Below are 15,615 nucleotides of genomic sequence, written 5' to 3'. Positions count from 1 at the left end.
AAGTTAAAATTTTTCTTAAATCCCTCTTATAAAATACTTATATTAATTAAATCCATAAACAGACTTGGTGATTTGATAGACGACATTGGAAAGTTTGCGAGCTGGCAAGACCGAATGTTTGGTCAAACGGCTGAGCATGGTCTTACGAATAGCCTGAAAGACCTCTGGATTTTCCTGCTGAATATAGGTCCACAGCTCCCGTTTTTTGGCAAGATGCTCTGCTGTGCCTGCTCGGTTGAGTAGGGCACTGGAAATCACCGTCGTAATCTCAATATGATTCAACAGATATTCTCGCATTTGGGGATGACTCACTTTGGATAAATCAAGCTGATCTACCAAGAGTCGATTGACCTTGAGTTGCTGGTCAATGCGCTTAATCATCACTTGCTCATTGACAGACTGGTCCTCACGCCCAATCAAATAACGATAGAAATCGACAGGCAAATAGTACATGGTCTTAACCTGCTGAAGGGGGGTAAAGACAAAGAGATTATCGACATAAAAAGTATGCTCGGGCAATTGGAACTGGCTCGCTCGCAACAAATCTGTCCGGTAAATCAGCGAGTGCATCATGATATACTGGCCTTTTGAGAAATTTCCGACCTGGTCCCAGCCAAAAATCTGTTGGACAGGCAAGACTGACTCGTAACTCATACTCTTCTTACGAGACTGACCTTCCTTTTCATAGACAAAATTAGTCACAAAGGCATCTACCTCTTGACCCTCGCTCTCTAGTTCCTGCAATGTTTCCAAAATTTTCAGGTAAGCACGAGGATCCACCCAGTCATCACTATCAACTACTTTAAAATAGCGCCCAGAAGCCTCTGCCAAGCCGCGATTGACCGCACCACCATGACCTTTATTTTCCTGATAGATGGCTCTAACAATGCTAGGATACTTGCTGGCTAAACGCTCAGCGATTTCCTGAGTCTGGTCCTGAGATCCGTCATTGATAATCAAAATCTCAACTTGCTCACCACCAATCACTAGCGACTCCACACAGTAATGAAGATAGGCTGCGGCATTATAGCTAGGGATGGCGATAGACAATAACTTCATAATCTACTCCTTTAGGGGACTGATTTTTTCTTTCTCTCTTGTCACTTCTTTCTATTCTACCATAAAGTCCAGCTTCTGAAGGACTTTTACTGGAATACAAGGGTTTCTGACTCTATTTCCTATCTTGGACATCAAAAAAGAGGGGATTCCCCTCCTTACGAATTTAATTCTGCCAAGTCATCTAGATACTGGTTATTAATCACCGCCAAGATATAGGCATCTGCTTTCAAGAGGTCATTAGGACCAAACTGGACATCCAGTGGTGAATTTTCTTGTTCACGAAATCCTAGGACATTGAGATTGTATTTGCCACGTAAATCTAGCTGGCTCAGGCTTTGACCTGCCCAAACACTCGGAATTTTCATCTCCACAATAGACACATTTTTATCCAGCTGAAAAACATCAACATTGTTATGAAAGAGAATGGTCTGCGCTAGAGACTGCCCCATTTCATACTCAGGTGAAATCACCGAGTCAGCACCGATTTTTTCTAGCACCTTCTTAGCTGTCTGGCTTTTGACCTTGGCAATAACCCTTGGTACCCCTAGACTCTTACAATGCATGACTGCAAGCACACTCGACTCTAGATTTTCCCCTGTTGCCACTACAACCGTATCACAGGTATCAATTCCTGCAGTTCTGAGGAGTTCCTCATCTGTAATATCCCCAACAACTCCACGCGCCAAAACTGGCTCAAATTGATTGATGCGCTCGGCGTGGTCGTCAATGGCAATGATATTCATATCTTGCTTGGCAAGGGCCATCAGGACACTACTCCCGAAAATCCCCAAACCTAAAATTCCAATCGTACGATCTGACATCGTTCTTCCTTTCTTACCCAATACTAATATCTGCTTTCATATACTGAATCAAATCTTTCTTATCTGGCTGGTAATCCGCTAGACTAACCAGCAAGGTCAAGGGACCGATACGGCCAATAAACATGAGCACCATGACAATACTGAGAGCTAGCTTGCCCAATTCTGGTGTCAGATTTGCCGTTACCCCAACTGTCGCAAGAGCTGAAATGGTCTCAAACATGAGGTAGATAAATCGCGGTGTTCCTTCTGCTGTAATTCCCAACAACACCAAGCCCAACAAGAAGGTCATCAAAAAGATAATGAAGACACTAAAGGATTTTTGGACTGTTCGAGCCTCAATAGTTCTCTGCGCAACATTGGCATGAGGTAAACCCAGCAATTCACTACGCGCAAAGACCAATAAGACAAAGAAAGTCGTAATCTTGAGCCCCCCAGCCGTCCCTCCAGGCGCCCCTCCGAGAAACATCTGTAAGATATAGATAAACAAGGTCACAGGCCGAGCTTGAGTGTAGTCAATAGAAGCAAAGCCAGCTGTTCTCATGCTGACGGTTTGGAAAAAACTAACCAGCACTTTCTCTGGAACACTAAGATTACCAATGGTTCCAGGATTGTGCCACTCCGTAAAGAGTGTGGATACTGTCCCAAACAGCAAGATCCCTGCAGTCAAGAAGAGAACCAGCTTGGTGTGGAACCTCAGACGACGTTTTTTCTTCTTGTCAAACTGGGTTGCCAAGTCAAACCAGACCATAAAGCCAAGACCACCCGTGATAATCAAACCAGCAATAACCAGATTGATTAAGAGATCCGTCTGAAAAGCCACTAAACTGCTACTGCCGAAATTATCAAAACCAGCATTACAAAAGGCTGAAATGGCTAAAAAGATAGAGGTGAAAATACCTCGTCCCCAGCCGAACTCAGGAATAAAACGAAAACTAAGAAGAAAAGCTCCCAAACCCTCTACCAGAAAAGTCGTCAAAAAGATGGAACGCATAAAGGCTTTCAGCGACCGAGTTTCCCCGTAACTAAAGCTTTCCTGAATAGTTTCACGACTGCGAAGACTGAGCTTTTGCTTCCCCTGAATATAAAAGACCCCGATAAAAGTCATGAGCCCCAGACCACCAATCTGTATCAAGAGCATACAAATCAACTGCCCCCAGACATTATAGGTGGTAGCTACCGGTTGCGTAAAGAGGCCAGTCACACATACCATAGAAACCGTCGTAAAAAGATGGTCAAAATAAGTAGCCTGCGAACCACTCGCCTGGACAAGAGGCAAACTCAAAAGAAGAGAACCTATAAAAATAACTCCAGCGAAACTTAAAAAGATACGACGAGCTGGCGAAAGTCCACCCAAGGCCCTTTCAATTTTTTTCACAAATAATTTGAATAACATACATCCATTGTACCATAAAAAGAAGAAGAGTAGCTAGATCTGAGAAGTTATCTCAAGGCAGAGTTCCAAGGCCTTCTCAAAAGCTTCTGAACCCCAGTCACGACTATCGTACTGGTCCAAGTCTGCTAAGGAATCAGCTGTGAACAACAATTCTCCCCAGAGAACCCCTCGCAGTTGGGCTACTGCCGCAAGCGCAGAACACTCCATCTCCACAACAGCACAGCCTTCTTCCTTGCGATAAGCCACCTTTTCAGCCGTTTCTCGGTAAAAACCGTCTGTCGTCCAGGTCATGACTTCTTCATAGGGAATCCCTCTAGCTTCCAACACTCGCTTAATAGCAGCAATAGCCTCTGGCTGCATTTCCATATAACGAGAAGGTGCCACATAGTGATAACTAGCTCCTTCATCTCGCAGAGCGCGAACAGGGACTAGAAAGGCATTTTCTTCTATATCAGCCAGCACACCACAGGTTCCAGTGGAAATAATCTGCTCCACACCATAGCCAATCAACCAATCCATAAACTGAGCTGCTGGAGCTGAACCGACAGGAGCCTGAGCCAGACAGACCTCCTTGCCTTTGTAGTTCACGACATAGATTGGATAGATCTTGGTGGCTGAAACGAATTCGCCGACACAGTCCGCCCCTACTTCCCTCGCATAACGGTCAATCTCCTCACCTAAAAAAGCATAGACACACTTCTTGGGCAAGTGCAAGTCTAGCCCCTCGTGATTGGGCATGATGACCGCCTGAGTATTATCATCAAACTCTAAAATGGGAATCGCATGTTTCTGAACCATAACCTACCTCCTCTAATTTTGTACTATTGTATCAAAAGCTGATAAAGTGTCAAGGAGGAAGCTGAGGAACTGAGGAGAAAAAAGCATCCCACTTACGAGATGCTTTTAAATTGATCAATGAAGCAGACTTTATAAAATATAGAGTAGGTAAATGTGGGCTGGATAAAAAATGATGAAAACCTACAAAAAAGAAACAACCTCCGCTGTTCCTTTTTACTTCTATTTCACAGGTATCTCCTTCATCACGCGCGCAGGATTACCAGCTAGGACAACGTTGTCGCCAAAGGACTTAGTGATTACAGCCCCTGCTCCAGCAACAACATTATTACCCAATGTCACTCCAGGAAGGACAATGACACCACCTCCAGCCCAGAAATTGTCACCGATGGTAATGGGCTTTCCGTATTCCACACCTGAATTGCGTTCCTCCGGGTCCAATGGATGGAGGGGAGTCAAGAACTGACAGTTGGGACCAATCATAGCATTGTCACCGATGCGAATCGGACAAACATCCAGCATGGTCAAGTTCCAATTAGAATAAAAATTTTCCCCTAGATGGATATTGACCCCATAATCGACCACCAGGCGTGGATTGACAAAAATATTTTGTCCAGTCGAGCCAAACCAAGTCTTGATGATTTCGACTCCCTTCAAGGGATCTTCTTCCTTGTTAAAGGCAGACTGTTTTTGGCGAGAAGTCTGAGCCAAGGCCCGCAATTCTGGGTCCGATGGACGGTAAACCTCTCCTGCTATCATTTTCTGGTATTCGCTGATCATTGTATTCTTCTCCTTGTTCCCTACTATCATATCAAAATTTCTACGTGTCTGACTAGAATAAGGAGCACTTTCTACAATTGATACTCTTCGAAAATCAAATTCAAACCGCGTCAACGTCGCCTTGCCGTACTCAAGTACAGCCTGCGGCTAGTTTCCTAGTTTGCTCTTTGATTTTCATTGAGTATTAGATGCTGGTCTTTATCACATCCTATCTAGCTAAGCGAATACGGGTCACGATTCCGTCTGGGTCTGTGATTTCCAACTGGCTTGATGTCAGCCATTTGATTGGTGCATCAACTTCTTGTGCTCGCTGGGCAATCGTTAACAGTTCTTCTTTACTAGCAACCTCAATAACATAATGGGCCAAACCTGGCAAGTCTTGCTTACGCGGAGCCAGATTTTTTCCTCCCCATTCGTTGACTGCCAAATGATGATGATAGTCCCCAGCTGCAATCCAACTAGCGCTAGGCACACTGAATTTATCCTCTAACCCTAACACCTTTTGATAAAACTGGCTGGACTTTCGACTATCCTTGACGGAAAGATGAATATGCCCCATTCTCGTACCTTCTGCCAGGATAAAGGGCTCTACTCTTTCCCCCAGCTCATAAATGTCCTGCGCCGCAAGAGCCTCCGTCACTCCGATAATGCGTCCGTCTTCTCGAATATCCCATGTGGAAACCGGCTTATCTCGATAGAGTTCAATGCCATTTCCCTCCAAATCCTCCAAGTAAAGAGCCTCACTGTACCCATGGTCTGCACCGCCAACTAGAGGAATCTGTAAATCTGTCAGGTGCTTCAAGACATCCGCCAAAGCCTTTCGTGTCGGCAAGAGAATGGCCAGATGGTAAAGGCCATAATGTTCCCTTACTTCACCGCTCTCTTGTGTTTGAATCAAGTGTACCAAGGCTTTTCCTCCAAGTCCCAGAACGACCTCTGTCTCAGTTTGAGATAAGATTTCTAAACCAAGCACTTGCTGATAAAAGGCTGTTTGACTTGCCAAATCCTTTACATTTAAAACTGCCTCTGCTAAATAAATGTGACTCTTGTATTCATAGGTCATAAATGGTCCTCTTTTCTAGTTGTAACTATTTTTGTTTCAACTATTATATAATTTCCATCAAGAAAGTCAAGCCAAACAACTCGAAGTATCTCCCTCAGCAAAAACAATCCCAGAAAAAATCTTCTAGGATTGTTTTGTATTTATTTTACTAGACTAGCAAAGTTATTTCTCAAATCAACGTTTTCTGTGGGATTGAGATACATCTTGTCACCATTGGTCGTTGGTGAGTGGAAAACGATTCCTTCGCCAGTGTCTGTAATAGCAAAGAAGTAATTGTGAACGGTTGGATAGTTATCCCAATTACTGTAGGTCTCTACAATGCGATATTTGGCAGTACCACTACCTGTTTTTGAATATTCCGCATCTAGTTTACTACCATCTTTCCAGTAAAGCATGTCGGCTCTGATGTTACCGACTGCGATTCCTTTTTGATAGTTAGGCTGACCCATTTCATCACCCCAACTCTTCATAAAGCTTGCTAAAGCAGCAGATTTATCAGCTGTCCAAGAACCGGTTTCTTCTGTTTTGGAAGGAGTCGTTTCCTTAACTTCTTTCTTGCTTTCACTCGATGAACTGCTAGTACTGCTACTACTTGCTTCCGATTTAGAAGAAGAGGAAGAGGAAGAGCTAGCACTCGTTTCTTCCTTAGCTGGGGTAAATTTAAACTCTTCCCATGTAAACTTGTCTGCCGTAACTTCGTCAGCTTCTGATTTACCAAAGTTCTCAAGCAATTTCTTATCCGTAATCTTGATAGACTTGCTATCTACTTTTGTAGGCCCCTTGGCACCTTCTAGTTTGTAAAGAGTTCCTTCCCCTTCACCTGATCCAGAAGACCAAGTCAATGCCAAAACCTCACCTGTCTTAAAGAACTTCATCGAGCTACGAGCACCACCATGCCCTGCTACATAACCCTCTGCTAGCAGGGTTGGTTGACCTTCTTTGAGATAATACAAACCTGTAAAAAAGTAATTCTTCCCTGCGGTTTGGCTACCTACCAACATTTCAGACTGACCATCTCCATCTAAATCTAGGAAAGTATAACGTTGTTTTGAAGGATCTGCTGCAGCTGCTTCGATAACCCATGAGTTTATCATATGGTCAGATTTGTGAAGCTTGGCTTCGATTTCTGGAGCCTGTTTCTTACCAGAAGACAAGATAACCTCATAATCCTCAAAAACACTCTTATAAAGGTCTTCTGCCTTTGTCTCAGCCTGCTCCTTAGAGCCACCAAAAAAGTTTTTCAAAGGCTCTGGTAAAGCAATTGAACTACAAGCAGTCAAGCAGGTTACTGACAGAGCCATAGCCAACCCTAACACCCATTTCTTTTTCATAATACTATTTTTCCTTTTTTCTCCTTTTTATTTATATACCAACAAAAAAAGGAGCGGATATGATATCCTACTCCTTATTCTTGTCAGAAAATCTAATCCAGATTAGTCTTCTTTTTTCTTGCGAGCAACAAGTCCAAATCCGCTCAATACTCCAAGAAGTCCAAGTGCTGCTAGGCGAGCATTGTCTTCTGTACCAGTGTTTGGAAGTTCAGCTTGTCCTTTAGCTTCTGATGAAGCCGCTGGAGCTTGTGGTGCTTCACCATTTACTGGTGCCGATGGCATCGCTGGAGTTGCTGGAGCAGCTGGGTTAGCCGGATTAGCTGGTGTTGCTGGGTTAGCCGGTGTTGCTGGCTGACTTGGGTCTGCAGGAACTACTGGAGTTTCTGGTTGACTTGGGTCTGTCGGTCTCACCGGATTTGTTGAATTTGTTGAAGGTCTTGCTGGAGAACCTGGTTGAGATGGAATGAGTGATCCTCCATCTGTAGAACCTTCTTTTTGAGGTCTGCCATTTGTAGTACGTTTAAATACGTGGATGACATTACCAGTTCCTTCAACTTTTATTGTATCTACCAATGCATATCCTGGAATCTCTCCAGCTGGATTATCACCTTCAGCTAGTGGTTTCAATGGTTTACCATTTACGTCTACCCAAACTGTAGTTTTTCCTTCTTTAGTTACTGGTTTAAAGATGTGTGTTACTTTGCCTGTTTCTTGGTTTGTAACTGTTCCTACTAGTTCATAGTTAGGTGTAGAGCCTGCTGGATGTGTTCCTGGTGTTTCAGGTTTGATTGGGTTTCCTTTTTCGTCTACCCATTCAGTTGTCTTACCTTCTTCAATTGATTTCTTAACTTTCTCAGCTTCTTTCTTAGCCTCTTCCTTAGCTTTTTCTTTTTGCTCAGGAGTCAAGCTTGGATCTTTATCAATATTTTTGATTTTTTCTTCCAAGTCTTTATCGATTGCTTTTTTAGCATCTTCTTTGGCTTTGTTCTTAGCGAGCTCTTCTGCAGCTTTAGGATCGACTTTTTCTAAAACTTTTTGAAGTTCTTCTGGAGTTTTAGCTTGTTCGATAGCCTTCTTAGCTTCCTCAGCTTCTTTCTTAGCTTCTTCTTTAGCTTTTTCTTTTTGCTCTGGAGTCAAGTTTGGATTTTCATCAATCTTCTTCACTTTATCTTCTAGAGCTTTATCAATCGCTTCTTTCGCTTTTGGTTTGTCTTCTGGAGTAACAGGAGTTTTCTCTACTTCTTCTTTACCTTTTGTAGTAGATTTTTCTACATCTTCAGGAGTTTTCGCTTCTTCCAATGCTTTCTTAGCTTGTTCAGCTGTTTTCTTAGCTTCTTCAATCGCTTTTTCTTTCTCTTCGTTTGTTAACTCAGGATTTTCTTTGATCTTACTTTCTTTTTCAGACAAAGCTTTATCGATTGCTTTAGAAGCTTCTTCTTTGGCATCTTTATAAACGTAAGTTACTTCTGTAGTTCCTTCGGTTACTTTACCAGACTCTTCACCCTTAGTTGAAGTTGGTACAAGTACATATACTTTACCATCTTTTGTAGTGATTGTTGCTGGTTTGTTATCAGTTGTGTCATATGCTGAGCTTACTGATCCGTCAGTCGTATCTTTAACATCTTCAGCGATTGTGTTACCCGCTTCATCAGTGTAGTGAACGACTACGTTTCCTTTAACCTCTTTGTACACATATGTTACTTCTGTAGTCTTACCTGCTTCAACATCACCAGTTTCGTTACCTTTAGTTGATGCTGGTACTAATTCGTATACTTTACCTTCTGAAGTAGTGATACGAGTTGGTTTCATGTCGTTGTCAGAAGTATCGTATTTAGCTCCTGGTTTACCGTCTTTAGTATCAACAGCATCTGCTTGAAGTGTGTTTCCAGCTTCGTCTACGTAATGAACAAGAACGTTTCCTGCTTTTTCGTATACATAAGTGATTTCTGTAGTTCCTTCTACAACAGCACCGTTTTCTGGTTTAGAACCGTCTTTCAATTCTTTAGCTGTTAAGTAGTAAACAGTACCATCTTTTTCAAGTTTAGCTGGTTTGTTGTCAGTTGTATCATATTTCTCACTCAGTGATCCATTTTCTACATCTTTCGTATCGTCAGCTAATGTGTTTCCTTCTGTATCAACGTAGTGAACGACTACATTACCAGTGATTTCTTTGTAGACGTAAGTTACTTCTGTAGTTTCACCAGCTTTAACTTTACCTGTTTCATCACCTTTAGTTGATTGAGGGATTAACTCGTATACTTTTCCTTCTGGAGTAGTGATACGGTTTGGTTTCATATCGTTATCAGCAGTGTTGTAGTCAGCGTTTGGTTTGCCGTCTTTGGTATCAACAGCATCCACTTGAATCGTGTTACCTTTGTCATCAGTGTAGTGAACGACTACTTGTCCTGCTTTTTCGTAAACATAAGTTACTTCAGTTTTACCTTCTACTACGTCTCCGTTTTCTGGTTTAGAATCGTCTTTGACAGCTTTTTCTGTTAAGTAGTAAACAGTTCCGTCTTTTTCGATTTTCTCTGGTTTGTTATCAGTTGTATCGTATTTAGCGTTTAGAGAAGCACCTTTCGTATCTTCTTTGTCTTCAGCGATTACGTTACCTTCTGTATCAACGTAGTGAACGACTACATCACCAGTTACTTCTTTATAAACGTAGGTTACTTCTTTCGTTTCACCCGCTACAACTTTACCAGTTTCATCACCTTTAGTTGCTGTTGGTACTAGTTCGTAGACTTTACCTTCTGCAGTTGTGATACGAGTTGGTTTCATATCGTTATCCGCAGTGTTGTAGTCTGATCCTGGACGTCCGTCTACAGTGTCTTTTGCACCTGAAGCAACATTTGCACCAGCTGCATCAACACCTACTAATGGAGTTCCATCTTCTGTTTGGTAGTTAACGACTACTTGTCCTGCTTTTTCGTAAACATAAGTTACTGTAGTTGTACCTTCAACGACATCACCAGTAGCTGGTTTAGAACCGTCTTTCAACTCTTTAGCTGTTAAGTAATATTTAACACCATCTTTAGTGATTTCGTCTTTTTTGTGGTCTGCTGTATCGTATTTAACATCTAGAGAAGCATCTGTTTCATCTTGTTCGTCATCAGCAAGTGAGTTACCTTCAGTATCTTCATACTTAACAACTACATTACCTTTAACTTCTTTATAAACATATGTTACTTCTTTAGTTTCTCCAGCTACTACTTCGCCTGTTTCTTGACCTTCAGTTGATTCTAGTTGGTAAACTTTCCCGTCTGCAGTTTTAATACGTGTTGGTTTCATTCCGTTATCTGCAGTGTTATAAGCTGAACCTGGTTTACCGTTATCAATGTCTTTAGCACCTGATTCCACAGTTTTACCAGCTCCATCTTCGTCTACTACTGTACCTGTAAGAGCTGTTCCATCTACAGTCTTGTAGTTAACGATGACCGATCCAGCTTTTTCATAGATGTACGTTACTTTTGTAACACCTTCTACTACTGTACCTTCTTCAGCTGGAGCGTCTTTTTCTACATCATTTACAGCTGTTTTTGTAGCATCTGCTTTAAGGTAGTAAACATTTCCTTGTGCATCTGTAAGTTTTTGAGGTTTTTCAGTTTCATTTTTCTTAGTGTTGTACGCTACGTTTTTAGGCGTTCTAACAGTTTTGTCTTCTACAACTACTTCTTGTCCATCAGCATCAACATAGTAATGCTCAGTTACTACTTCAGCTACTGTCTCAGGAGTATCAGTGTAAGGAGCTTTTAATTCTACTCCGTCTTCTGTTTGGTAGTTAACGACTACAGAACCTTTTTTCTCGACTTCACGAGTTTTTTCTTCTGCATAAGTATAAGTGATTGTAGTAGTACCACTTGCTAAACGATATGCACGAAGTGGAGTGATTTCATCACGGTAAGAATACTCTTCAACTTCCGGCGAAGGATCAGAAAATTTAAGAAGAAAATCACTACTATCTTCTAAAGTACTTGTTTCTTGATCAGTAACGCTTGCTATATCAGCTGTTATATCACTTGTAGGTCTTCCTTTATCATCAACTTGATCTCCCTTATCAGCACTAATCTCCAGAGGACCACCAGTTTTTGCCGCCATTCCTAAAGTAATATATCGTTTGAAATTAAGGAGGTTATCTTCAAATCCTTTTTCTTGAAGATATGCAAGATAGTTTTTTACAAGAGTTTTGTTTGCTTCTCCTGTTAAAGTATCTGGAGCCGCTTTAAAGTTTTGTACCATTGCATATGTTCTATTTAAAGTAGCCCCAGTTCCATCTTTATCATCTGCTACATTATCACTAGATGACAATTGTATCTGTGCTGTTAAAGAGAAACTCTCAGTTTTAGCTGTTACATAGGTATTTTTCTCAAGGACGAAAACATAATCTCCTTCTTTGATTCCTCCATCAGCCGTTACGTTCGCTGAATTGAAGTTTTTTGCTGTTGCTTCTCCAGCTTTGAAAGCTTCTATCATCTTAGCATCAGAAGTGATTGCACCTGAATCAGCTTGTACATATTTACCATATGTTCCTTTTCCTGTTTGTTCAACAATCCAAGCTTTTCCACCAGGTTTTACAGTATCATAAGTGATTTTACCTTCTGCGTTACTTAACCCTTCTGGAGTCAATTTCGCAGTTACATCACCTAGAGTTGTGTCAGAGTATACTCCTCCACCGTTTCCAGTAGTTTCAACTTTAGGTTCTCCGATTAAGTGGTAAGTCTTCCCATCTTTTTCGATAGTTTCTTTCTTACCATTTTCTTTAGCGTCGTTTAGGTCGCTATCTTCTGCATCACCACCTGTAGTTCCTTTGAAAACTTCTCCTGATTTACCGTATACATCGTATGTTGTTTCGATTGTTTTATCAGCACCAGAATTTTGGTTTTTATTTTCTTCTAGAACAGTATTACCTTCAGCAGTTACGTATTTGTAATCTACTTTTCCTGTTTTAGTAATTGTATTTGTTCCCTCTGCAGTTGGATCAGTTGAAAATGCCCTACCTGCATCTGGGTTCTCAATATTAGCTGTATCTACAATTACTGACCCCTTATCATTTGAGATCGTTGTTGTGTTGTCGCTGTTTTCTGTCATCGCTGCTTCTGCAATATGGGGTTGTCCTGCCATTGCAAGGGCTGCACCGACAATCAGACCGACTGTACCGATTTTGACTGAGTCTGAACGACCGTCTTTAAACTTACGAATGGAAAATTTTTCTTTTTTATTTATAAACATCTTCATCATCCTTTTTTTATTGTATAATTTTTATTTTTAAGCTGTTATTATGCTAATACTTGCTTGAAAACTTCAAAATTAGACACTTAATTTTAACACTTTAAAACCTCTTATACAAGGAATTTGAATACTTTTTGATCATTCAAACTATAGTTTTTTGCTATATTTATATATAAAAAATCCATATAGCGTATGGATTTACATATTTTAAAATATACATTTATGCTACCAGCCAAGTGAAACCCTTTCGAACTGACAACCTAAGCGTCGCAATTCTTTTTGACGGTCCTCATAGTAGGGGAGAGAAATACCTGTAATGGTCACATGAGGCAGGTCTTTTAAGTGCAGGCTGACCGACGAAGTGAAGTGATAGACATGAACGAACTCATATTCTTGAAAGAGTTGGGCTAGGACATCTTCAAAGATGAGCTCCGTCTCCAAGTAGGTCACATCAGGGATAGTGAAGGTTTCCTTGGGATGGGGGAGATAGAGGTCAATGTCCAAGGCCTTGGCATAGGTACTGATAAAGCGGATGGAGATCTTGTCGTCCTCTTCGGAGAACTTTTGTCCCAGCAGGACCTTGACCGTCTTACCATTTGAGACGGGTGCTTGAGACAGGTCAAAAAAATGCTCCAGATAGACTAGTTTCTCTCTAGCTACGACATGGTAGTTACTGCGATAGAGGGTATAGTGCTTTTCCGTCCGCTCAATCAAGTCATCTCTGGTCAAGCCCAGAGAACCCACCTGACTGGGTTGAAGAGGGAGGGCATACATTCCCAAAGGGTAAATATCCGCATAGCCATCATCGAAACTCATGAGGTGCTGGTAATTTGAACTAGCAACCAAGTCCAGAATCAAGCTATTGTCAAAGCTAGCATAAAAAATGGTGTCATAGTCGCCGGCAAGCTCCTGACAAATCTGAGCCAAGTCCTCTGTCGTTTGAGGATAATGAACATGGTCAAAATCCTTGGCATAATGCTCCTGACGGGCATTTTTGACAGGACTGACATAAAGGCTGACAAAGTCCTGATTAGGATAGAGTCTCTTGATATGCTGGGCAATCTTGGCCTGCAAGGGCGTTGTGGCAATGATGAGGTGTTTCATCTCTTTGATTCTCCTAGGTGGTGATGTTGCAGCAAGGTCTCAACGACTTCAAAGTCCAAGGCATCGTCGATATCATAAGAATAGAGTTTGGGCATTTCATATGCTACTGTCTTATCCGTGTAAAAGGTCTCATCTCGTAGGTAAAGGTCCTTGCGAGAAATCCAGATACTACCATTGGGATAGTAATAGATAGGCTCTTTTTGCCGAGCATAGTGCTTGGAAACCTGAGGCGGACGGATAAAAGCTGACTCCCCTAGCTGCAAGAAAAGACTGCGACTCTTGTCCGCCTTGACACAGGAAATCAAATGGTCAGCGCCAGACTGACAGTAAAGTTGATAGGATTCGATGAGGTGCTCTACCTCTCTAAGAGGTGAAGTCACCTGTAGATTTACAAAGACTTGCTCTTCCTCAAAGGGCTGTAAAAAGTCTCGTAAGGTTTCTAAGCTAGAGGTTGTTGCCAAGGCCAATTCTTTTGGTCTGTGGACACAACGAATCTCTGGATAGGCTTGACGACAGAGTTCTAGATAGGCTAGTGAGTCTGATGAGACCCAGATATCACTAAATAGCTTGGAGGCTAGAGCGACTTCTATGGTATAGAAAACCAAGGGTTTGCCTGCAAGCGGTTTGATATTTTTATCTACTAAGCCGCGTGAACCCGAACGGATCAAAATGACGGCTATGGGTTTAGATGTTGCTTTCATATAGTCTTCCTAGAAATGAGATAAAAAGAGCAGATAAAGTAGTAATGATGCTATTTAACCAAGGATTGGGGTTGGCAAAAAGGCCACTGTAATGATAGAGAACCAAGCCTCCTAGACTAAAGACCAGATAGATTTTGGCTAACTGTAAGTTCGGTCTTTTGAGGAGTAAAACCAAGAGGTACAATCCACCTATCACACCTAAAGTCAGACCCATAAAACCGTTAATCCATTCGTAGATAGAGTAGATTTCTGCATTCATGAGCAAGAGACAGAGGAGCCAGGACAGACCTGCTAAGACAAAGGATAGAATACTTGGCGACCAGCGAATCTTTGACCAAGCAAAATCCAACTTCAAGCAGGTCACGATTGCATTCATACTGGATGAAACTGTGGATTGGCCTGCTGCCAAGAGAGCCAGCATGATAAAACCACCAAACCAAGGTGCCAGACCTTCCCGAGCGTAAGCGATGAGAACAGGATTAGTCGATGTGGTAGCGAAATTTTCCTGACGAATCAAGCAGCCAATCAGATACAGCAAACTGGCAATCCCAAAGGACAAGAGTCCCTGTAGCCATAAGATTTTTCCAATCTTCTGACGCCCCATTTTGCTATTAAAACGTTGGACGATATCCTGCGAGGAAACGTAGGAAAACAAGCTACTAAAACCTGCTCCTGCAACTAAGATAAAGACCGTCTGCCCATCCAGCGTCTCTGCAAAGTGAGATAGCTGTTGACTGATATTCACGACTAAACCAGATTGGGCAATTCTTGGTAGAAATAGGGCCAATATAGCCAGTAGGACCAAGCCTTGAAAGAAGTCCGTCCACAGCACAACCAAGAGACCACCCCTTGCCAGATAATAGACCGTCAAAAGAAGGAGTAAACCAGACAAGATCAGCTGATTGATAGGGATAAAGGGCGCTAAGGCCTGAGACAACAAGTAGGTCACCACTGCTATTCGCCCCAACTGGTAGAGAATGAAAAGACCTGAGGCCAGTGAACGAATGCCAGTCGATTGAAACTTGTCCTCTAAAAGATGATAGGCTGTCTCATAGTTTCCCTTTTGATAGAGGGGCAGAAAATAGCGATGAGCTAGTGGAATGGCTAGAAAGATACCACACTGGGCAAACCAGAGATAGGACCTGCCTGTATAGGCATTCCCCACCAGAGTCAGAAAGGAAATGGGACTGAGCAAAGTCGCAAAGACTGAGAAGGCCAGAACTGTCACTGGAACAGCTTTCTTAACCTGATAATAGTCCTCTTCACTCCCTTTTTTCCGATAGGCAATCCAGGAAATCAAGCAGAAATAAAGCGAGAGGGTAGCTAGAATTCCCAACAT

At 42.0% G+C, this 15,615-nt stretch carries 11 protein-coding genes; all 11 read right to left on the bottom strand.

Going from position 1 to position 15,615, the window contains the following annotated elements:
• Positions 1-42: 42 nt before the first annotated feature.
• Positions 43-1,059: a glycosyltransferase family 2 protein gene (locus tag PAN07_RS14365; protein WP_049500475.1), complete on the bottom strand. Its 1,017-nt coding sequence runs from the start codon at positions 1,057-1,059 to the stop codon at positions 43-45.
• Between the two features lie 155 nt (positions 1,060-1,214).
• Positions 1,215-1,880 carry a TrkA family potassium uptake protein gene (locus PAN07_RS14360; protein ID WP_004258637.1) on the bottom strand — a complete coding sequence of 222 codons (666 nt, stop codon included), beginning with the start codon at positions 1,878-1,880 and terminating at the stop codon, positions 1,215-1,217.
• Positions 1,881-1,893: 13 nt separating this feature from the next.
• Positions 1,894-3,273, bottom strand: coding sequence for a potassium transporter TrkG (locus PAN07_RS14355; RefSeq protein WP_033685335.1), 1,380 nt, complete (start codon positions 3,271-3,273; stop codon positions 1,894-1,896).
• 33 nt (positions 3,274-3,306) lie between these two features.
• Entirely contained in the window at positions 3,307-4,071 is a 765-nt protein-coding gene (locus tag PAN07_RS14350) for a nucleoside phosphorylase (RefSeq protein WP_049500477.1), read from the bottom strand.
• Positions 4,072-4,290: 219 nt separating this feature from the next.
• Positions 4,291-4,848 (bottom strand): sugar O-acetyltransferase, encoded by a 558-nt coding sequence (locus tag PAN07_RS14345; RefSeq protein WP_237447464.1) that lies wholly within the window; start codon positions 4,846-4,848, stop codon positions 4,291-4,293.
• 208 nt (positions 4,849-5,056) lie between these two features.
• Complete coding sequence (locus PAN07_RS14340; protein WP_237447463.1) at positions 5,057-5,911, bottom strand: VOC family protein; 855 nt, start codon at positions 5,909-5,911, stop codon at positions 5,057-5,059.
• A gap of 140 nt (positions 5,912-6,051) precedes the next feature.
• Positions 6,052-7,242, bottom strand: coding sequence for a DUF4767 domain-containing protein (locus PAN07_RS14335; protein ID WP_269798178.1), 1,191 nt, complete (start codon positions 7,240-7,242; stop codon positions 6,052-6,054).
• 102 nt (positions 7,243-7,344) lie between these two features.
• Entirely contained in the window at positions 7,345-12,471 is a 5,127-nt protein-coding gene (locus tag PAN07_RS14330; protein ID WP_269798177.1) for a MucBP domain-containing protein, read from the bottom strand.
• A gap of 225 nt (positions 12,472-12,696) precedes the next feature.
• Positions 12,697-13,575 carry a glycosyltransferase family 52 gene (locus PAN07_RS14325; RefSeq protein ID WP_269798176.1) on the bottom strand — a complete coding sequence of 293 codons (879 nt, stop codon included), beginning with the start codon at positions 13,573-13,575 and terminating at the stop codon, positions 12,697-12,699.
• Positions 13,572-14,276 (bottom strand): acylneuraminate cytidylyltransferase family protein, encoded by a 705-nt coding sequence (locus PAN07_RS14320; RefSeq protein ID WP_269798175.1) that lies wholly within the window; start codon positions 14,274-14,276, stop codon positions 13,572-13,574. Before PAN07_RS14320 ends, PAN07_RS14325 begins: the two co-directional genes overlap by 4 nt.
• Positions 14,260-15,615 carry a sodium:solute symporter gene (locus tag PAN07_RS14315; RefSeq protein ID WP_269798174.1) on the bottom strand — a complete coding sequence of 452 codons (1,356 nt, stop codon included), beginning with the start codon at positions 15,613-15,615 and terminating at the stop codon, positions 14,260-14,262. The genes PAN07_RS14320 and PAN07_RS14315 overlap by 17 nt, the downstream gene beginning before the upstream one ends.

Source organism: Streptococcus sp. SM5, from assembly GCF_027497975.1.
The sequence above is the reverse complement of the archived record's forward strand: the minus strand, read 5'-3'. Positions and strand labels throughout refer to the sequence as shown.